Annotated in this window: 17 protein-coding genes; 9 read left to right on the top strand and 8 right to left on the bottom strand. The window is 70.0% G+C overall.

What is annotated here, in order from left to right; all coding sequences use genetic code 11:
- Positions 1–270: 270 nt before the first annotated feature.
- On the top strand, positions 271–981 hold the full coding sequence (locus tag F8M74_RS27540) for a hypothetical protein (protein WP_141257799.1): 711 nt from the start codon (positions 271–273) through the stop codon (positions 979–981).
- Positions 982–984: 3 nt separating this feature from the next.
- Here the strand turns inward: F8M74_RS27540 and F8M74_RS27535 are convergent, their stop codons facing one another.
- Positions 985–1,875, bottom strand: coding sequence for a patatin-like phospholipase family protein (locus tag F8M74_RS27535; RefSeq protein WP_171410487.1), 891 nt, complete (start codon positions 1,873–1,875; stop codon positions 985–987).
- A 97-nt stretch (positions 1,876–1,972) separates the two neighbouring features.
- Here F8M74_RS27535 and F8M74_RS27530 point away from each other — a divergent pair, with 97 nt between their 5' ends.
- Positions 1,973–2,869 carry a metalloregulator ArsR/SmtB family transcription factor gene (locus F8M74_RS27530; protein ID WP_141257797.1) on the top strand — a complete coding sequence of 299 codons (897 nt, stop codon included), beginning with the start codon at positions 1,973–1,975 and terminating at the stop codon, positions 2,867–2,869.
- On the top strand, positions 2,866–6,381 hold the full coding sequence (metH, locus tag F8M74_RS27525) for a methionine synthase (RefSeq protein WP_141257796.1): 3,516 nt from the start codon (positions 2,866–2,868) through the stop codon (positions 6,379–6,381). The genes F8M74_RS27530 and metH overlap by 4 nt, the downstream gene beginning before the upstream one ends.
- 9 nt (positions 6,382–6,390) lie before the next feature.
- Here metH and F8M74_RS27520 read toward each other — a convergent pair whose 3' ends face one another.
- Entirely contained in the window at positions 6,391–6,990 is a 600-nt protein-coding gene (locus tag F8M74_RS27520; RefSeq protein WP_228560691.1) for a hypothetical protein, read from the bottom strand.
- Positions 6,991–7,129: 139 nt separating this feature from the next.
- Between F8M74_RS27520 and F8M74_RS27515 the strand changes: the two genes are divergently transcribed.
- Both F8M74_RS27515 and F8M74_RS27510 read left to right on the top strand, forming a co-directional pair.
- The gene (locus tag F8M74_RS27515) at positions 7,130–8,221 is read left to right on the top strand and encodes a hypothetical protein (protein WP_141257794.1); all 1,092 of its coding nucleotides are present in this window, start codon (positions 7,130–7,132) and stop codon (positions 8,219–8,221) included.
- A 65-nt stretch (positions 8,222–8,286) separates the two neighbouring features.
- On the top strand, positions 8,287–9,138 hold the full coding sequence (locus tag F8M74_RS27510) for an FRG domain-containing protein (RefSeq protein ID WP_171410486.1): 852 nt from the start codon (positions 8,287–8,289) through the stop codon (positions 9,136–9,138).
- Between the two features lie 10 nt (positions 9,139–9,148).
- Here the strand turns inward: F8M74_RS27510 and F8M74_RS27505 are convergent, their stop codons facing one another.
- The 3 genes from F8M74_RS27505 to F8M74_RS27495 form a co-directional block, all read right to left on the bottom strand.
- Entirely contained in the window at positions 9,149–9,373 is a 225-nt protein-coding gene (locus F8M74_RS27505; RefSeq protein ID WP_141257792.1) for a DUF2934 domain-containing protein, read from the bottom strand.
- A gap of 157 nt (positions 9,374–9,530) precedes the next feature.
- Positions 9,531–10,703 carry an A/G-specific adenine glycosylase gene (gene mutY, locus F8M74_RS27500; protein WP_141257791.1) on the bottom strand — a complete coding sequence of 391 codons (1,173 nt, stop codon included), beginning with the start codon at positions 10,701–10,703 and terminating at the stop codon, positions 9,531–9,533.
- Positions 10,700–11,527 (bottom strand): SDR family oxidoreductase, encoded by an 828-nt coding sequence (locus F8M74_RS27495; protein WP_141257790.1) that lies wholly within the window; start codon positions 11,525–11,527, stop codon positions 10,700–10,702. Before F8M74_RS27495 ends, mutY begins: the two co-directional genes overlap by 4 nt.
- Before the next feature lie 96 nt (positions 11,528–11,623).
- Here F8M74_RS27495 and F8M74_RS27490 point away from each other — a divergent pair, with 96 nt between their 5' ends.
- The gene (locus F8M74_RS27490; protein WP_141257789.1) at positions 11,624–12,607 is read left to right on the top strand and encodes a PD-(D/E)XK nuclease family protein; all 984 of its coding nucleotides are present in this window, start codon (positions 11,624–11,626) and stop codon (positions 12,605–12,607) included.
- A 4-nt stretch (positions 12,608–12,611) separates the two neighbouring features.
- Here F8M74_RS27490 and F8M74_RS27485 read toward each other — a convergent pair whose 3' ends face one another.
- The gene (locus F8M74_RS27485) at positions 12,612–13,451 is read right to left on the bottom strand and encodes a ThiF family adenylyltransferase (protein WP_163884586.1); all 840 of its coding nucleotides are present in this window, start codon (positions 13,449–13,451) and stop codon (positions 12,612–12,614) included.
- 28 nt (positions 13,452–13,479) lie between these two features.
- A complete protein-coding gene (locus F8M74_RS27480) occupies positions 13,480–14,277 on the bottom strand; it encodes a TatD family hydrolase (RefSeq protein ID WP_141257435.1) in 798 nt (265 codons plus the stop codon).
- A 120-nt stretch (positions 14,278–14,397) separates the two neighbouring features.
- Between F8M74_RS27480 and F8M74_RS27475 the strand changes: the two genes are divergently transcribed.
- Together F8M74_RS27475 and F8M74_RS27470 are read left to right on the top strand one after the other, a co-directional pair.
- Complete coding sequence (locus tag F8M74_RS27475; protein WP_141257434.1) at positions 14,398–15,876, top strand: hypothetical protein; 1,479 nt, start codon at positions 14,398–14,400, stop codon at positions 15,874–15,876.
- Positions 15,877–16,039: 163 nt separating this feature from the next.
- Complete coding sequence (locus F8M74_RS27470) at positions 16,040–16,291, top strand: hypothetical protein (protein ID WP_141257433.1); 252 nt, start codon at positions 16,040–16,042, stop codon at positions 16,289–16,291.
- 32 nt (positions 16,292–16,323) lie between these two features.
- On the opposite strand, the gene F8M74_RS27465 is transcribed toward F8M74_RS27470, so the two are convergent.
- Complete coding sequence (locus F8M74_RS27465) at positions 16,324–16,566, bottom strand: hypothetical protein (protein WP_043612925.1); 243 nt, start codon at positions 16,564–16,566, stop codon at positions 16,324–16,326.
- Positions 16,567–17,092: 526 nt separating this feature from the next.
- On the opposite strand from F8M74_RS27465, the gene F8M74_RS27460 reads away from it, so the two are divergent.
- Positions 17,093–18,037 (top strand): zinc ribbon domain-containing protein, encoded by a 945-nt coding sequence (locus F8M74_RS27460; protein ID WP_228560695.1) that lies wholly within the window; start codon positions 17,093–17,095, stop codon positions 18,035–18,037.
- The last annotated feature ends 11 nt before the right edge of the window (positions 18,038–18,048 follow it).

Below are 18,048 nucleotides of genomic sequence, written 5' to 3'. Positions count from 1 at the left end.
GGGACGGCCGTGGCCCGGGTCCACTTGCACAGTGGACTGGTTCACATGGACATCTTGCATTTCCGGTCTGTCGTGAGATGGGGAGCCGGCCTCCGCGTCCGTCCGGAAGCCGACATCGGCGTGTCCTGTTGGAGGAGACGTGCGCCCGCGTCGACGGGGTGCGTCACTGGCGCGGGGACATCTCTCGTGGAATCGTGGCTCCACCCTGGAACCGGGCTTTTCGCCGCGGCGGGGGACAAGGGCGGTCTTCCGTCCTGGGAGCGTCGGTCGATGCGGGTCGCAGGCGCGTTGGGGCGGGGGCTGCTGGTCGCCTTCCGGTTGATGGGCGTGGGGCTTTGGGGGGCGCTGAAGGGCGGAGCGCTCTTCGGTCTGGTGGGGCTCGCCGTGGGCGCGGCCACCTACGCGCTGCCCCGGTGGATGGGCGTTCCTCCCGCGCCCACGTGGCTGGTCATCCTGAGCGCGGTGTTGCCGCCGCTGGCCTTGTCGGTGGCGGGTGGCTACGCGTTCATGCTGCAGGCGGTGTCGGGGCGGCTGGCCGATGAAGCCCGGGAGCGCGGCGTGGTGTCCCGCGTCTATGCCGTGCTCAAGCCCGTCACGATGCAGGTGGCGCGGCGGCTCCAAGGCTCGGGCTCACTGTCGCGCGAGGAGTTGTCGCGCGTCGTGAACGAGTCGATGAGCGAGCATCTGCGGCAGGCCGAGCAGGCCCGGGGTGAAGCGCCGTCCTCTCGCATGGCGGAGGTGGAGCGCTTCCTCATGGAGCAGTCCCGCCGCGTCCTGGGCGTGCTGGCGCTGCGCGCCGTCGTCTCCGCGCCGGACACCGCCACCGCGGTGCGGAACCTGGAGACGCTGGGCATCGAGCGCGTGGAGATGACGCTGGTGGAGACGCTGGAGGACCTCTTCTTCCTCCAGGTGCTGCTGGCCTTCGGGGCGGGCGTGCTCGTGGCGGCCACGCCCGCGCTGCTCATCGTGTGGCTGCGCTGAGGCTCACCACTCCGCCTGCGCGAAGGGCACCGGAGGCCGCGCCAGGGCGCGCTCGGCGGCCAGCTTCGCCTGGTCCAGCGCGTCGAAGCCGCGCTCCATGGTGGTGGGAGACACGGGCGGCAGGTTGGAGACGACGACGTAGACGGGCACCTGCTTCTGCTCCAGCACGGTGAGCTGGAGGCGGAAGTGGTCCTGGCGCAGCGCCGCCGAGCCCGCGGCCAGCCCCTGCGCGTATGCCATGGGGCCGCCCACCACCTTGCGCGTCTTGCTGGGCAGGTAGTGCACGAGGATGGCGTCCAGCTCCGCGCCCGCGGCGCTCTCGTGCAGCGACAGCGCGGGCGCCTTGTCCACCAGGCCACCGTCCCAGTACAGGCTGCCCTCCAGGGGCACCGCGCGGAACAGGCCGGGGTAGGCACAGGTCGCGTGGACGCGCGGGGCCAGCTCGCCCGAGGTGAACACGTCGTGGCTGCCCAGCGTGAGGTTGGCGCCCACCAGCAGCAGTGGGTGTGGCAGCTCCTCGAAGGTGCGCACCGGTAGCGTGGCATCCAGCAGCTTGCGGAAGCGCTCGCCCTTGAGCAGACCCGTCAGGCCGTGCCCCGCCGCGTCCGCGTTGAGCACCGCGCCAATGGGGTCCGGGTCCCAGAAGTTGGCGCGCGTCTGGCGCAGCACCAGCTCCTCCACGTCACGCACCGGCGTGCCCGCGGCGGCGTAGGCCGCCACCATGCCGCCCGCGGACGTGCCCGCGTACGCATGAGGACTGAGGCCCGCGGCGGCCAGCCCCTTGAGGAAGCCCGCGTGACCGTAGAAGCCGAAATATCCAGCGGAGAGGACGAGTCCGAAACGCTTGCCGGCGAGCAGCTCGTGAAGGGTCGGGGTGTGGGTGGGAGTCGCCATGCTTCGCCCTGTACGCGACTGGCGGGGCACAGGCAACGCGTCGCGTCTAGAGAATGCTGGCCTTGGGCTCGGCATCGACATATGTTGATGCGGCGATATGGAAGAGCTCTCCCAGTCATTCCGGGTGCTCGGAGACCCGACGCGGCTGCGCATCCTCCGGTTGGTGGCCGAGGCCCCGTTGAACGTGACGGAACTGGTGTCCCTGGTGGGCGTGGCGCAGTCCTCTGTGTCTCACCACCTGGGGAAGCTGAAGGGACTGGGCCTGCTGCGCGAGGAGCGCCATGCGGGCTACAGCTACTACTCGCTGGCCCTCGAGCAGGCGGACGGACGCTGGCCACTCATCCAGATGGCGCGGCAGGCGGAGGACGCGGCGGGGGACTCGGCGCGGCTGAAGGATTTGCTGCGGGCGCGCGAGGACCGGCAGGCCCTCAACGAGCGGCTGCTGGAGCCGGGGCAGTCGTGGTTCCTGTGGGCAGGCGCACTGGCGTCGTTGCTGCCGCCGCTGGAGGTGGCCGACTTCGGCTGCGGCACCGGCGTGCTGAGCGTGGCCATTGCCCGCTGGGCGCGGCGCGTCTGGGCCATTGACCAGAACGCGGACGCGCTGGAACAGGCGCGGGAGCGGGCGGGCCGCGAGGGCCTGGAGAACATCCGCTTCCTCCGCGAGGACCTGCACCGGCTGTCGCTCGCGTCCGGCAGCCTGGACCTGGTGGTGATTTCGCAGAGCCTCCACCACGTGGAGGAGCCGCAGTCGGTGCTGGCCGAGTCCGCCCGCCTGCTCAAGCCGGGCGGCCGGCTGGTGCTGTTGGAGTTGATGCCGCACGAGGAGCGCTGGGTGCTGGAACGGCTGGGCCACCGGCACCTGGGCTTCGCGCCTGAATCCCTCGAAGCCGCGCTGCGCGAGGCCGGCTTCACGTCCCTGACCCGGGAGACGCACGCCCGGGACGGGGCCAGCCCCTTTCGTGTCTTCCTGCTGACTGGAGTCAAACCGTCATGACGAGCCCTGTCCCCACTGCCCTCCCGCTGCCTCCTGGTGAGAACGGCCGTCGCGTGGAGGCCCTGCGCGCCGCGATGCGTGAGCGCGTGCTGGTGCTGGATGGCGCCATGGGCACGCTGCTCCAGAACGAGGACCTCAAGGCGGCGGACTTCGGCGGCCCGGAGTACGAGGGGTGCAACGAGCACCTCGTCCTCACGCGCCCGGAGCTGGTGGAGTCCATCCATGCGCGCTACTTCGCGGCCGGCGCGGACGTGACGGAGACGGACAGCTTCGGCGGCACGCCGCTGGTGCTGGCGGAGTTCGGCCTGGGCCACAAGGCGCTCGAAATCAACGAGGTCTCCGCCCGGCTGGCGCGCAACGCCGCCGCCGCCGCCGAGGCGAAGGACGGCCGCATGCGCTGGGTGGCGGGCTCCATTGGCCCCACCACCAAGGCCATCAGCGTCACCGGCGGCGTTACCTTCGAGGAGTTGGTGGACAACTTCGCGGTGCAGGCCGAAGGGCTCGCGCTGGGGGGCTCGGACTACCTGCTGATTGAGACGGCGCAGGACACCCGCAACGTGAAGGCGGCGCTGCTGGGCGCCGAGCGCGCGTTCCAGAAGCTGGGCTACGCGCTGCCGGTGGCGGTGTCCGGCACGATTGAGCCCATGGGCACCATGCTGGCCGGGCAGAGCGTGGAGAGCCTGGCCGCGTCGCTGGAGCACGCGGACCTGCTGTACCTGGGCCTCAACTGCGCCACGGGTCCGGACTTCATGACGGACCACCTGCGCTCGCTGGCGTCGATGAGCGCGTTCCCCGTGTCGTGTGTGCCCAACGCGGGCCTGCCGGACGAGAACGGCAACTACCTGGAGACGCCGGAGATGCTGGCGCGCTCCGTGCGGCGCTTCTGTGAGCAGGGCTGGCTCAACGTGGTGGGGGGGTGCTGTGGCACGCACGCGGGGCACATCGAGACGATGGCCAAGGCGGTGCAGGGGCTGAAGCCGCGCGCGGGCTCGCCGCGTCCCCGGGCCTCGCTGTCGGGCGTGGACTACCTGGAGGTGACGGACGAGCAGCGCCCCCTCATCGTGGGCGAGCGCACCAACGTCATCGGCAGCAAGAAGTTCAAGGAGCTCATCGTCGCCGGCCAGTTCGACGACGCGTCGGAGATTGCGCGCGCGCAGGTGAAGCGGGGCGCGCAGGTCATCGACATCTGCCTGGCCAACCCGGACCGCGACGAACTCGAGGACATGCGCAACTTCCTGGAGGCGGTCATCAAGAAGGTGCGCGTGCCCTTGATGATTGACTCCACCGACGAGCGCGTCATCGAGATGGCGCTCACCTACAGCCAGGGCAAGGCCATCATCAATTCGGTCAACCTGGAGGACGGCGAGGAGCGCTTCGAGAAGGTGGTGCCGCTGGCGCGCCGCTTCGGCGCGGCCCTGGTGGTGGGCTGCATCGACGAGGTGGGCATGGCCGTCACGCGCCAGCGCAAGCTGGAGGTGGCGGAGCGCTCGTACGAGCTGCTGACGAAGAAGTACGGCATGAAGCCGGAGGACCTGTACTTCGACCCGCTCGTGTTCCCCTGTGCCACGGGGGACGCGCAGTACATCGGCAGCGGCGTGGAGACGATTGAAGGCGTGCGCCTCATCAAGCAGCGCCTCCCGCGCAGCAAGACGGTGCTGGGCATCTCCAACGTGTCCTTCGGTTTGCCCGCCGCGGGCCGCGAGGTGCTCAACTCCGTCTTCCTGTACCACAACGTCCAGGCGGGCCTGGACATGGCGCTGGTCAACTCGGAGAAGCTGGAGCGCTACCCGTCGCTCCCCGAGGAAGAGCGCAAGCTGTCGGAGGACCTGCTCTACAACCGCGGCGCGGACCCGGTGACGCCCTTCGCGGCGGCCTTCCGTGAGCGCAAGGCCGCGCGGGTCCAGGTGAGCACGCTGCCACTGGAGGAGCGGCTCCAGCGCTACATCATCGAGGGCACGCGTGACGGCCTCACCGCGGACCTGGAAGCGGCCATGCAGAAGTACACGCCGCTGGAAATCATCAACGGCCCGCTGATGAAGGGCATGGACGAGGTGGGCCGCCTCTTCGGCGCCAACGAGTTGATTGTCGCGGAGGTGCTCCAGAGCGCCGAGTCCATGAAGGCGGCGGTGAGCTTCCTGGAGCCGCACATGAGCAAGGCCCAGGCGGCCATGCGCGGCAAGGTGGTGCTCGCCACGGTGAAGGGCGACGTGCACGACATCGGGAAGAACCTGGTGGAAATCATCCTGGCCAACAACGGCTTCCACATCGTGAACCTGGGCATCAAGGTGCCCCCCGAGCAGCTGGTGCAGGCCGTGCGCGAGCACCAGCCGGACATCCTGGGACTGTCGGGCCTGCTGGTGAAGAGCGCGCACCAGATGGTGGCCACCGCGGAGGACCTGAAGCGGGCGGGCGTGGACGTGCCGATTCTGGTGGGCGGCGCCGCGCTCAGCCGCAACTTCGTGGACCGCAACATCGCCCCGGCCTATGGCGCCGGCACGGTGGCCTACGCGCAGGACGCGATGAACGGGCTTGAGCTGGCCAAGCAGATTGTCGACCCGTCCTCGCACGAGAAGTTGCGCGGCGAGCTGGCCGTCCGCCGGGAGAAGCTGGCGCGCGAGGTGAAGGAGCGGCCGGCCCCGGTGGCGGTGGTGTCACGCGGGCGCAGCGCCGAGGTGAAGGTGCTGGACAGCGTGCCGTCCGCGCCGGACTGGGAGCGGCACGTGCTGACCAACACGCCGCTGGACCACATCTGGAAGTTCATCAACCCGGTGATGCTGTACGGGCGGCACCTGGGCCTGCGCTCTTCAGCGCGTGTCCTGGGCACGCCGGCCGAGGCGGAGCTGGCGAAGACGGAGGAGGGGCGCAAGGCGCTGGCCCTCAAGGAGGCCGTGGAGGAGCTGAAGGGCTTCCTGCGCGGCGGCCTCATGCAGGCGCGCGCGGTTTTCCAGTTCTACAAGGCGGGCAGTGACGGCAACCGGGTGGTGCTCTTCGACGGCGCGTCCGGCAAGGAGGCCGCGTCCTTCGACTTCCCGCGCCAGGACCGCGAAGGCGGCCTGTGCCTGGCGGACTACCTGCGCCCGCTGGAGGGCGGCGCGCCGACAGACAACGTGGCCATGTTCGTCGTCACCGCGGGCTCCGGCATCCGCGAGCTGTCCGAGGAGCTGAAGGCGAAGGGCGAGTTCCTGAAGATGCACGCGGTGCAGGCGCTGGCGCTGGAGACGGCGGAGGGCTACGCGGAGCTGCTGCACACGCAGCTGCGCAGCATGTGGGGCACGCCGGACCGGCAGGACATGACGATGCTGGAGCGCTTCCGCGCGGAGTACGTGGGCAAGCGCTACTCCTTCGGCTACCCGGCCTGTCCCCGGCTGGAGGACCAGTCGAAGCTGTTCGCGGCGCTGCGGCCGGAGGACATCGGCGTGCAGCTCACGGACGGCTCCATGATGGAGCCGGAGGCCTCGGTGTCCGCCATCGTCTTCCACCATCCGCAGGCGTCGTACTTCTCCGTGACGTGAGGTGACGGCTCAGAAGCGCGCGCCCAGGCTGAGGTCGGCGCTGAAGAGGTTTCCGACGTCCGCGCTGGTTGGGGCGAAGTCGCGCGCCACGAGCACGCGGTAGGTGGCGCGCAGGCCGGCGGTGACGCCGCTGTACCGGTACTCGAGCCCGGCGGCGAGTGGCACCTCCGCGCCCCAGCCCTTCTCGAAGGCGGTGCCCACGTCCATGGGCGTGGGGTGGAAGTAGCTGACACCCGCGCCCGCGCCGACGAAGGGCTTCCACTGCGAGAAGAGCGTGGGGCCCACCTTGGCCAGCAGGCCGCCGTTGTGCCGCCACAGCGTGCCGCGCCGGGGCTCCGCGTAGCCGTTGGCGGAGCCCTCGTAGCCCAGCTCGAGGCCCACGCCGGAGGCAATGGGGACTTCCCCCAGCAGGGCCAGGAACGCGCCCACGCCTGTCTCCCTACCCACGTTGCCCGACCAGGTCGTCACGCCGCTGCGCACCGTCAGGCCGGAGGCCCCGAAGCCCGGGGCGGGCTGCGCCTTGACGGCGCGGGGCGTCTCCGCGACGGCGGGACTGGCGAGCAATGCCGCCGCCAGGGTGCCCGTCCCCCATCTACAGCGCCTGTTCATGAATGCTCCCTCCCTTGTCCGCCGGGGTGCTTCCCGGTTCTCGGGTGGAACGTTGTTGCCGGACGGGAAGGTCGGGAACCCGGCGCATCGGGGATGGGCAGCCACACCGGAAGGCCGGGGAGGGGATAGAGTCCGCGCCATGAGCGCGCCGAACATCCGCCGAGCCGTCCAGTTGCTGCCTGCCTGTGCCACCACCGGAATCGGGAGCCTGCCGCACACGCAAGTGGAGCTGGGGCTCCAGGCCGCGCTGGCCCTGGACATTCCGTTCCTGCCTCAGTTGCCAGTGGGCAAGCCCTCGGAGTTGATGATTCCCGCGGCCCTGGAGGGGCTGCCGGGCCTGGCTTTTGATGAGGAAGGCCTGTGTACGGTGGACCTCGCGGACTGGCAGGCGGGGCGCGCTGCCTTCGAGGCGCGGCTGGAGGCGGCGTTCCAGTCCGGCCAGTTCGAGGCCTTCGAGCCCTCACCCGAGGCGTGCCGGGCGTGGCGGCCCTTCCTGTGGGAAGTGGAGACGCGGAAGTTGGCCTTCGCGAAGGCGCAGCTCGCGGGTCCCTTCACGGTGCGCTCGGTGGCGCGCACCACCGACGGACAGCCCGCGCTGGAGGTGCCGGGCCTGGATGAAGCGATGTACCGGCTGTCCCTGGCGCGCTCACTGGCCATGGTGAAGGCGCTGCGCCGCGCGGGCACCACGCCGCTGTTCTATCTGGATGAGCCTGGGCTCTACGCGCTCCAGCGCACGAATCCCCGGCACCTGATTGCCATGCAGGAGCTGAAGCTGCTGGTGGTGGCCTTGCAGCGCGAAGGCGCGCTGGTGGGGCTGCACTGCTGCGGCAACACGGACTGGGCCGCGCTGCTGGACGTCCAGCCGGACCTGCTCTCCCTGGACGTGCGGCTGTCACTGGACGCGATGGTGGAGGCGGGGGCCGCGCTGGAGCGTTTCCTCGCCGCGGGCGCGACGCTGAGCCTGGGCATCATCCCCACGGACCTGGCGTCCACCTACGAGGTGGGAGAGCTGGTGGACTCGGTGGAGGCCACGCTGAAGGCGGCGCTGCCCGCCGGCTTCACCTTCGCGCAGGTGGTGTCCACGGTGGTGCTGACGCCCGCCTGCGGGCTGGCGATGCGTTCGGTCATCGACGCGGAGCGCATCCTGGAGGAACTCAAGGTGGCGCAGCGGCGGCTCCGGAGCGCGCTCTCCGCCGAGCGTCCCTCCGTTGACACCGTGAATCCCCACTGAGCGGCCACGGCCCCGGGCGGGCCCGTCCCTCCGCGATGCTTATTGTGTCGCGGGGGTTCTGGGCCATGTTGGAACAGCGTATCGGGACATGGTTGGAGCTGCAGGACGCGCTCTTCGCCGGGTCGTGGAGCGAGGTGTTGGGGCGTCACCGGTCCACCTTTGTCTTCCGTGGCATGCCCCAGGTGACCAATGACCTGTCCACGGCGCTCAATCGCAAGGGCCTGTTCGTGCGCAAGGAGAAGGACCTGCTGAGGGCCTTCCGTAAGTACGCGCGGAGTTACAGCCCGCAGCCCGTGGAGTCAGTCTGGGACTGGCTCGCCCTGGCCCAGCATCATGGGCTGCCCACGCGGATGCTGGATTGGACCTTCAGCCCCTATGTGGCGCTCCATTTCCTCACCGAGAACCCGGAGCGGTATGGAGAGGACGGCGTGGTGTGGTGTGTGGACTACCGCCAGACGAATCGTCACCTTCCCAGGCGGTTGAAGACGCTGCTCCAGCGAGAAGGCGCGGATGTCTTCACGGGGGAGATGCTGGCCACGACGGCGTCGGACCTTTCGACCTTCGACCACCTCGCGAAGCACCCGTTCGTGCTCTTCCTGGAGCCACCGTCGCTGGACGCCCGCATCGTGAATCAGTTCGCGCTCTTCTCGGTGATGAACGGGCCCGAGCTTCGCCTGGACAGCTTTCTCGAAGCCCAGGTGGATGGCGTGCGCAAGCTCATCATCCCCGCCGCGCTCAAGTGGGAGGTGCGAGACAAACTGGACCAGAGCAACATCACCGAGCGCGTGCTCTTCCCTGGCTTCGACGGGCTCAGCCGCTGGCTGCGGCGTTACTACGGCCCACGTGCCTCCGCGCACGCCTCGGACGCTCCCCCGGTGCGCTTCCGTCCTGACCTTGGCGACGGCGCGCCCGAGTGAGCGCGGGCTGTCACTGACGCCCGAGCCGAAGCTCGCGCTCGGCCTGGAACCAGTCCTGCTCGGAGCTGCCGTGTGTACCGCCTCGGGCCAGGAAGATTTCGTAGGCCCGGCGGGCAATCTTCTCGTTGGTGGGGCCGGGGCGCGACTCCGGAGCCCGAGGCCTGGTTTGGGCCGAGGGGGCAGGCGGCTTGCTCGAAGACGGCCCCGTCTGCTTGTTGGCGGTGTGGCGTGCCATGCTCGGATTCCTCCGGTGGAAAGAGTCCGCGGAGATTGGGGCGCGTCGATGCTGAAAGAAACCGGCATGCGGGGGCCGGGGTCGTCAGTGCGACAGGAGGACTGCCTCTGTGTCGAGCGACGGACAGGCGGCGTGTGCGGGGTCGGCGTGGAGGACTTCAGCCGCCTGGTAGCACGCCCGCTCCCAGCGCGGTGTCGAGCGCTCGCTGCATCGCGGTGCTCATGCCGAGGTTCCCCGCGTCATCAGGGGAACACCAGCGAAGCTCCTGGAAGGCGGGCGTGCTCGCGGGTCGGCGAGGGCCGGAGACACGCAGCAGCCGAAGCGAGAGGTCTCGGTGGGTGAGCTGCCGCTTCACGGTGCCCAGCGCGCCTTCCAGGGTCACGTCGACGCCCAGCGCGGCGGAGAGCCGGGCACGGGCTTCGCTGTCCGGTGCGTCGTCGGCGATTTCGGCGGCCGGCAGCTCCCACAGGCCTCCGAAGAGCCCGGCGTCCGCGCGGCGGGCGAAGAGAAGGGTGCCGGCATGGGGCCACACGGCGACGGCCAGCGTCAGCTTCTTGGGCGTGGCGCGCACCTTGGCGGGGGGCAGCTCGTCCACGCGGCCCTTGCGGAAGGCGACACAGGCTCCGCGCACGGGGCACAGCAGGCAAAGCGGGTTCTCTGGCCGGCACGTGGTTGCGCCGTGCTCCATGAGGGCCTGGTTGAAGTCACCGGGCTGCTCGCCCTTCACCAGCGCGGTGGCGAGTGCCCACAGTGTGGCCTCTCGCTGGCGGTCTCCTGGAAGGCCTTCGACCTCGAAGATGCGAGAGAAGACGCGCGCGACGTTGCCGTCCACCAGCGGCGCTTCTTCGCCAAATGCGATGGAGGCTACCGCGCCTGCGGTGTAGCGGCCGAAGCCGGGCAGTTCGAGCAGCTCCGCGGCGGTGGACGGCAGGGAGCCGCCGAAGCGCGCGACGACTTCCTGTGCGGCGCGGTGCAGGTTGCGGGCACGGCTGTAGTAGCCCAGGCCCTTCCAGCCCGCGAGCACGTCATCCAGCGGCGCCGAGGCCAACGCGCGCGCCGTGGGAAATCGCGCGAGGAACCGCTCCCAGTAGGGAATCACCGTCGACACCTGGGTCTGCTGGAGCATGACTTCGCTCAGCCAGATGGCATACGGGTCCCGGGTGCGGCGCCAGGGCAGGTCGCGCTTGTTCCGGTCGTACCAGTCCAGCAGCGGCCCACGCACGCTGGCCAAGTGCGCCTGCGCGGGTGAGACAGTGGCCGCGAGCGGCGCGGAAGGGGGGCGCCCGGCGCGGGGCTTCCGTGCGGGGGCTACCTTGGATGGGGAACTCATGCGTCCTTCTTCTTCGAAGCAAGCGCCATGCGGCGGGCGACACGGTCGAACAGGGAAGGCACCCACCGGTTGGCCACCACCATCACCCGGCCGGGCAGCGTGAGCACGGTGTCGCGCCGTCCACTCCGGCTCGCACGAACCATTGCGTCGGCGACTTCTTCCGCGGACATGGCCTTCAGCGGAATGGCGTCCTGTCGCCAGCCCTCCGCATGAAGGCGGTTCTCCCGGAAGTCGCTTTCGGTGAAGCCGGGCGACACGAGCAGCACCCGGATGCCCTCGGTGGCCAGTTCCGCGCGCAGCGACTCCGTCATCGCATTCACCGCGGCCTTGGACGCGCAGTAACCGCCCAGCAGCGGCAGTCCCCGGTGGCCCAGCACGGAGCTGACGTTGACCACCTGAGCGCCACGCCGCTTGCGCAACAGCGGCAGTGCCTCGCGCGTCATCCGCCACAGACTGAAGACGTTCAGCTCGAAGACCTGCCGGAGTTGCTCCTCCCCAACGCCCTCCAGCGGTCCGTAGAGACCTTGGCCCGCGTTGTTGACGAGCACATCCAGCCCACCGAAGGCGGCGTCCGTCTCGCGCACCAGCCGCGTCACGTCGTCGCCCACCGTGACGTCGCACCGCACCGGCAGTGCCCTCACGCCCAGTGACGCCACTTCACGGGCCGCGTCCTCGAGCTCGGGAAGCCGGCGCGCGGCCAGGACGACATCCGCGCCCGCGGCCGCGTAGGCCCTCGCGGCCGCCCTGCCAATGCCTCCGGAAGCCCCCGTGATGAGGACCACCCGGCCCTTGAAGGGTTGGGTCTTCATGCCAGCGCGCACCATACCTTCCCGGTTGCCTGGGGGGACTGTCTTTCAGCGACCAGCGGGGGCCTGTTTCCCCGCCTGTTCCCCTTCTGGTGGAGCGGGCGAACGCCTAGGATGCGCGCCTTCATGCGGCGCCCCCCTCTCAGCAACGACTTCTCCTGGTCCAAGAGCCGCCACGAGAAGTTCTCCGAGTGCCTTCGCGCGTACTACCTCTACTACTACCGCTCCTGGGGCGGCTGGGAGGCGAGCGCGCCCAAGGACGTACGCGAGCTCTACGTGCTGAAGAAGCTGGGCAACCGCTACACGTGGGCCGGCAGCGTGGTGCACGAGAGCATCAAGGACGTGCTGTTGGACTGGCGCGCGGGCCGCGAGGTGGACCCGGCGGCGGTGGAGGCTCGCACGCGCAAGCTGATGCAGGACGACTTCCGGCACTCGCGCTCGAAGAACTACTGGTCGCAGAAGTACCGCAAGCAGTTCACCGGCTTGGTGGAGCACGAGTACGCCGAAGCCGTGCCGGACGAGGCGTGGAAGCAGAACTGGGAGACGGTGCGCTCCGCGCTGTCGTGGTTCTTCTCCTCGCGCTGGAAGGACCTGGCGCACAGCCTCAAGCCCGAGCAGTGGCTGGAGGTGGACGCGGGCTTCGACTTCGCCCACTTCACGATGGACGGCCTCAAGGTCTTCGCGATTCCCGACCTGGCCTTCGTGGACGCGGACGGCACGCCGGTGGTGGTGGACTGGAAGACGGGCAAGTCGCGTGACGGGTACGACGAGCAGGTGCTCGGTTACGCGCTCTACGTGGCCCAGCGCTACCGCTTCCCGGTGGAGAAGGTGCGCGCCTCGCTCGTGTACCTCAACGAGGGCAAGGAGCAGGACGTCATGGTGGACCCGGAGGCCATGGCCTCCTTCCACCGGCATTTCGAGCAGAGCGTGGCGAAGATGCGCTCGCTGCTGAAGGACCCGGCCACCAACACGCCGCTGGACGCGTCCGCGTTTCCGCCCACGGAGTCGCTGACGTCCTGCGCGCGGTGTGTCTTCCGCCGTCCCTGCGGACGCGAGGGCGCCGCGGCCGAAGTGTCCCAACCGCAGCAGGTGGTCTGAGCGCCTATCGCGCCGCCGCGAGCCGCCGCACCACCACGCCCGCCGCGTTCATCCCGAAGCAGGACGTGACGAAGGCCACGCTGCCGTCAATCTGCGTGCGGTGGTCGCAGGTGTGGAACTCGTTGTCCTGCGGGCACACGCACAGGAAGCCGTCGGTGGCGTCGTCGTACTGGAGCGTCACCGGCAGCCGCCGCGCTTCGATGGAGTACACGGCGGTGATGCCCGTGTGCTTGTCCGTCTCCACCGCGTACTTGCGCTTGAGCAGCTTGCGGATGTCCTTGGCGAAGGGGTCCATGTGCGTCTCGGACAGGTCCTCCACGCGGATGGCGGTGGGGTCCAACCGGCCCGCGGCGCCCATGGAGCTGACCACCGGCACGCCCAGCGTCACGCAGCGGTGCAGCAGGTGCAGCTTCGCCTTCACGTTGTCGATGGCGTCCACGACGAAGTCGTACTGGCCCGGCTGGAGCATCTGCTCGGCCACGTCCGCGCGGTAGAACTCGCGCACCGCCTCCACCTTCGCCGCCGGATTGATTTCCTGGCAGCGCTGCGCCATCAGCTCCGCCTTGGGCTTGCCCACGGCCTTCACCGTCGCGTGGAGCTGGCGGTTGGTGTTGGTGACGCACACGTCGTCATGGTCCACCAGCGTCAGGTGGCCAATGCCGCTGCGCACCAGGCCCTCCGCCGCGAAGCTGCCCACGCCGCCCAGGCCGAACACCACCACGCGCGCGTTGGCCAACCGCTCCATCGCGGAGTCGCCCAGCAGGCGACCGGTCCGGTCGAAGCGCCGGGAGAGCTTGAAGGGACGGGCGAGCGAGTCCGGGGCGGGGAGCGGCTGCGGGTTCATGGCGGTCCTCTATAACGCGACCGCTCGCCTACCGCGAAGGTGCAGGGAAAGCTTCCCGGAAGAAGCGGCGGGCATTCTCGGTCGTCTGCCGGGCGACCTCCTCGGCGGGCTCCCCCCGGACGCGGGCCATGCCCTCCAGGATGTGGGGGAGGTAGCCCGGCTCGGAGCGCGTCCCCCGGTGGGGCGTGGGGGCCTGGTCCGGGGCGTCCGTCTCCGCCATCAGCCGGTCCAGGGGGATGGCCCGGAGCGCGTCCAGGGGCTTGCGGGCCTCCGTCCAGGTGACGGGGCCCGCGAAGGAGAAGTGGCAGCCCTTCTGGAGATAGAAGCGCGCCAGCTCCACGCCGCCGCTGTAGCTGTGCATGAGCACGCCGGCCTCGGGGAGGGGCTCCTCCTTCAGCAGTTCGATGAGGGCTGGGTGCAGCCGGTGACAGTGCATCAGCAGGGGCAGGCCGTACTTGCGCGCCAGCGCGAGGTGCCGCTTCAGCACCGCCACCTGCCGTTCCAGCGGCGCGCCCGGAAGGCTGGGGCCGTCCAATCCGCACTCACCCACGGCCGCCGCGCCGCCCTTCGCGAGCAACGCGTCCAGGTGCTCGAGCACGGCGTCGTCCTCTTCCGGGGGCATGTCGGGGAGGAGCTGCGGGTGGATGCCCAGGCCCACCTGAAGGCGGGCATCCTGGCGGGACATCTCCAGCAAGGGCTCCCAGTCATGCGGGCCCACGCCAGGGATGACGATGCCGTGGAGGCCTGCGGCCCAGGCGCGCGAGAGGACTTCATTCCTGTCGGCGTCGAAGCGGGACGCATCCAGGTGGCAGTGGGTGTCTATCATCGAGCAGGCTGCTCCCTTGGGCCGTTCATTCAGGAACACGCTGCGTGCTCCTGCGCATCCGGGTGCGCGCGCCCGGAAAGGCCGACGGTATACGCGCCCTCTATTCTCCGGAGGGTTTCCATGACCAAGCGTGTCGTTATCAGCGCGCTGTGTGGCGTGCTGCTGGTGCTGTCGACGGGGTGCGGTGACGAGTGTGTCGATGTATTCGACTGCCGCAGCGACAAAGGGCCCCCTCCGGCGGGGAAGGATTGGACGTGCCGCTCGGGCAACTGCGAGCTGCGCGATGTCCAGCGGCCGCCCGAGGGGGACGCTGGGACGGAAGAGGACGCCGGCACCGAACAGGACGCGGGCACTGAAGTGGACGCCGGCACGGACGCGGGCACGGCCGACGACGGTGGCGTGGTCGTCATCGGCACGGGGGCCAAGGGCGAGGCTTGCACCGCGTCCTCCGACTGCGCCGCGGGCCTGCGCTGTGAGGGCACGACCGAGGCCATGACGTGTCAGGCGCTGCACGTGGCCTTCACGGCCATGGACGACACCGACGAAATGGCTGCGGTGGTGACGCGCTTCGATGAGCCGGAGCCCACGCGGCTGTCGGACGCCGAGGTGGACAGCCGCTACCCGCGCTGGAATCCGGCCGGCAGCCGGATTGCCTTCGTCCAGGGCGCCACCGAGACGGGCACCTCGACGGGGAACATGGCCGGTGAGCTGGTGGCGCGCGACGTGCCGCTGGTGGCGGGCGCGCCCACGATGCTCGCCAACGGCACCACGGGCAGCACCGAGGGCTTCCTCTACCTGGAGTGGGAGCCGGGTAATTCTCTCCTGTACGTGCGCCGCGATGGCGACAGCATCTCCGGCATCTCCCGCGTTCCGGCAGAGGGCGGCACGGTGGAGCAGGTCACCGCGTTGGGTTCCTCCCCGGCCTGGCGCAATGGCAACACGTTCGCGTTCAGCACCGCCACCGTCGGCATCTCCACGGACACCGTGGGTGGCGGCGCGCCCAAGCCGCTGGCCATCGCGGGCCCCACGGCGGAGCAGCCGCACTACAACCGCGTCAATGACCAGCTCCTGTTCCTCCGTCCGGATGACGCGCGGCCGGTGGGGCTGAACACCGCGCTCTACATCGTCCCCGTGAGCGGCGCCGCCGTGCAGACAATTGCCGAGTTCAGCACGGCGGCCGTCGAGGGTGGCTCGGTGGATTCCTACATCGCCAACCCCACCTGGGCGCGGGATGGCAGCTGGGTGGCGTACGTGCGCGCCTACTTCTTCAACCCCACCACGGGTGAGCCGGAGCTCTGCGGCGCCGGCACCTCGCCCTGCACCGGCGACCCGGGCAACATCATCTTCCTGCGCCGCATCAACCCGGCGGACGGCGCCCCGGTGGGGGATGAGGTCAGCTTCGCCGAGGGCGCCACGCTTCCGTCGTTCTCTCCGGATGGCCACTACGTGGCCTACATCCAGGCGGGGCAGCTCTACGTCCAGCAGATTGACCCGGCGGCGGGCGCGAAGGTGGGTGACCCCATCGTCCACCCGCTGGGGGAGTACACCCTCCAGACGTCGCGCGGCGATGACCACCGCCCGCGCTGGCAGCCCCGGTAGCCCCAGGCTGTTGACGGCGTGAAGTCCCAGGCCCGCGTCTCCCCAGGGGGACGCGGGCCTTCGTCGTTTCCGGGATGGCGCGCGGCGCCTTGTCTCCGCGCGAGATGCGGCATAGGGAGGGGCGCGCGGGCCCACCCCTGGGTCCGTCCACCGGAGGACCCGCATGAGGCGCTTTCTTGTCCCTGGCTTCCTGCTCTTCACCGCCTGCGCCACCGTGCCGTCTCACAGCCTGGACGAGGGCGGTGGTGGCACCGTGGCCGAGGAGCCACAGTCGCTGGCCGCGCCTGTGCGCCTGGAGACACGCTCCGGCAGCTTCCTGGTGCACCCGAACAACGCGGCAGACTTCGAGAAGCTGCTCGCGGGAGAACCCACGCGGCAGCACTACACCGCCGGCATCCTGATGGCGGGAGACTGACGTCCACGCCGGCCGGGACAGGGGCGGAGGGCTCAGCCCTCCACGACGATGCGACGCCCCAGCGCCCGGGTCATTTGCGGCGAGGTGAGCTGGGCCAGCACATCCACCAACTCTCCGCCGGAGGTCTCGAAGGCCGCCGCGATGACCTCACCCACCGTCAGGTGGACCTTGCCCGCGGCCGCCCGGGCCCGCTGGGCCGTTCGCCGGAGCGCGGGCATCACCCGCCGGCCCTGCCTGGGAACCGCGCCACTTCTACGAGTCGTCCGCTTGCCCATGGGTTCCTCCCACCGCACCGTGCTACGCGGGTGAGTACACCGTGGGTCTGACACATGCAGTTGAGGTGCCAGCCGCCTGACTACCTGTCCGGTGGGACAATGCCCCTCATTTCCCAGGCAGAAAGCGGGGTTAAGCAGACAGTTGGCTCGCTGGGTTCACGGTGCTCCCCGGGTATGGATCGTTTCATCGAGCGTTTTCGTTCACTCTGAGCGCAATCTCGACGTTTCGTTCAACGGCCCCGTTTCGTCACGTGGCTTACAATTCTTGGCACCTAGGTCCAATCTGACCTCGATGTCAGAGTCGAGCCTTCCCGCAGAAGTCCGTCTTTCCGGGCGGAAAGCCAGAACATCCTGACACGAATGTCGCGGCCTCGTGGGCGGCGCGGCCAGTGCGGTATACGCCGGGGGCATGCCCCAGACTCTCTGTCCGAACTGCGGCCACAGCCCCATTCCGCGCGGTGCCAGAGCGTGCCCCTCGTGCGGGGAGCCGTTCGACCATCTCCAGTCCCACAAGAAGGTTGGCCGGATGCGGTTGGACCGGCCCATGGTGGAGGCGGACGACGACGCCACGGTGTTCGGCGGGGACCTTGTCACCAGCGCGGTGTCCGCCCATCCGGGCCCTGCGGCGGGGGTGTTGCTGGCGAGCGCCGCGGCCTGGTTCGTCCGCGCCGCGGGCCTGTTGGGCTCGCTGGAGGACCCCACGTGGACGTACGGCCTGGTGTGCCTGGGCGCGGTGCTCGCACTGGTGCTGGTGCTCAACCGCGGCCCCGCGAAGGGGATGGCGCAGGTGGGCGTGGTGGTGCAGCTGCTGGCCACGGGATGGTTGGCGCGTGAGGCACCGCTGGCCCCCGTCCACGTGGCCTACTTCATCCTCGGGGTGCTCGCGTTGGTCATGGTGGTGGGCGAGCCGGGGCCCATGCGGCGCTACCTGGGGCTGGGTTTGGGCCTGGGAGCGGCGGTCGCTTCGGCGGGGTTGCTGGCGCTTCCCATCGCGGGGACGTCGGGCGCGGGTGTGCGTCAGTCCCTGGTGGGCAGCGAGCTGGGGTATCGGCTGGAGCTGCCCCCGGGGTGGGGACAGCTGACGCGCGAGCAGCTCGCACCGCACCTGGTGCTGCCCGCGTCCACCCTGCAGGGCGGCGGCGTAGGCTTCGGCGACACGGCGCGGGGGCGTTATGGCCTGCTCTGGGTGGAGCGCGGCACGGGCAAGGCTGCGGCCGTGGGGTGCAAGGGGTTGTTCCAGGCGCTGGGCGGTGCGCTGGGTGAGGCGCTGTCACTTCCCGCGCCTCCGGCGTTGGGGAGCAAGGCCACCGTGCATCCGCTGCGCACGCCGGGTGGCGCGGAAGGCACGCTGGCGTGCGGGGTGCTGGCGGACGGGCGGCTCGTGGGGCTGGCGGTGGTGGCCGCCCAGGCGAGTGGCGGCGCGGACGAGGTGGCCTTCACGACGGTGGGCGCGGGACTCGCGTTGCAGTAAGGGCTCATCGC

Source organism: Myxococcus sp. CA023 (genome assembly GCF_010998615.1).
GTDB lineage: Bacteria > Myxococcota > Myxococcia > Myxococcales > Myxococcaceae > Myxococcus.
Note: the sequence above shows the minus strand (reverse complement) of the source record. Positions and strands in the feature narration are given on the sequence as shown.

Coding starts and splice junctions, on each gene's coding strand:
- F8M74_RS27540 (WP_141257799.1), top strand. CDS start 271: ATGCGGGTCGCAGGCGCGTTGGGGCGGGGGCTGCTGGTCGCCTTCCGG.
- F8M74_RS27535 (WP_171410487.1), bottom strand. CDS start 1,875: ATGGCGACTCCCACCCACACCCCGACCCTTCACGAGCTGCTCGCCGGC.
- F8M74_RS27530 (WP_141257797.1), top strand. CDS start 1,973: ATGGAAGAGCTCTCCCAGTCATTCCGGGTGCTCGGAGACCCGACGCGG.
- metH (WP_141257796.1), top strand. CDS start 2,866: ATGACGAGCCCTGTCCCCACTGCCCTCCCGCTGCCTCCTGGTGAGAAC.
- F8M74_RS27520 (WP_228560691.1), bottom strand. CDS start 6,990: ATGAACAGGCGCTGTAGATGGGGGACGGGCACCCTGGCGGCGGCATTG.
- F8M74_RS27515 (WP_141257794.1), top strand. CDS start 7,130: ATGAGCGCGCCGAACATCCGCCGAGCCGTCCAGTTGCTGCCTGCCTGT.
- F8M74_RS27510 (WP_171410486.1), top strand. CDS start 8,287: ATGTTGGAACAGCGTATCGGGACATGGTTGGAGCTGCAGGACGCGCTC.
- F8M74_RS27505 (WP_141257792.1), bottom strand. CDS start 9,373: ATGGCACGCCACACCGCCAACAAGCAGACGGGGCCGTCTTCGAGCAAG.
- mutY (WP_141257791.1), bottom strand. CDS start 10,703: ATGAGTTCCCCATCCAAGGTAGCCCCCGCACGGAAGCCCCGCGCCGGG.
- F8M74_RS27495 (WP_141257790.1), bottom strand. CDS start 11,527: ATGGTGCGCGCTGGCATGAAGACCCAACCCTTCAAGGGCCGGGTGGTC.
- F8M74_RS27490 (WP_141257789.1), top strand. CDS start 11,624: ATGCGCGCCTTCATGCGGCGCCCCCCTCTCAGCAACGACTTCTCCTGG.
- F8M74_RS27485 (WP_163884586.1), bottom strand. CDS start 13,451: ATGAACCCGCAGCCGCTCCCCGCCCCGGACTCGCTCGCCCGTCCCTTC.
- F8M74_RS27480 (WP_141257435.1), bottom strand. CDS start 14,277: ATGATAGACACCCACTGCCACCTGGATGCGTCCCGCTTCGACGCCGAC.
- F8M74_RS27475 (WP_141257434.1), top strand. CDS start 14,398: ATGACCAAGCGTGTCGTTATCAGCGCGCTGTGTGGCGTGCTGCTGGTG.
- F8M74_RS27470 (WP_141257433.1), top strand. CDS start 16,040: ATGAGGCGCTTTCTTGTCCCTGGCTTCCTGCTCTTCACCGCCTGCGCC.
- F8M74_RS27465 (WP_043612925.1), bottom strand. CDS start 16,566: ATGGGCAAGCGGACGACTCGTAGAAGTGGCGCGGTTCCCAGGCAGGGC.
- F8M74_RS27460 (WP_228560695.1), top strand. CDS start 17,093: ATGCGGTTGGACCGGCCCATGGTGGAGGCGGACGACGACGCCACGGTG.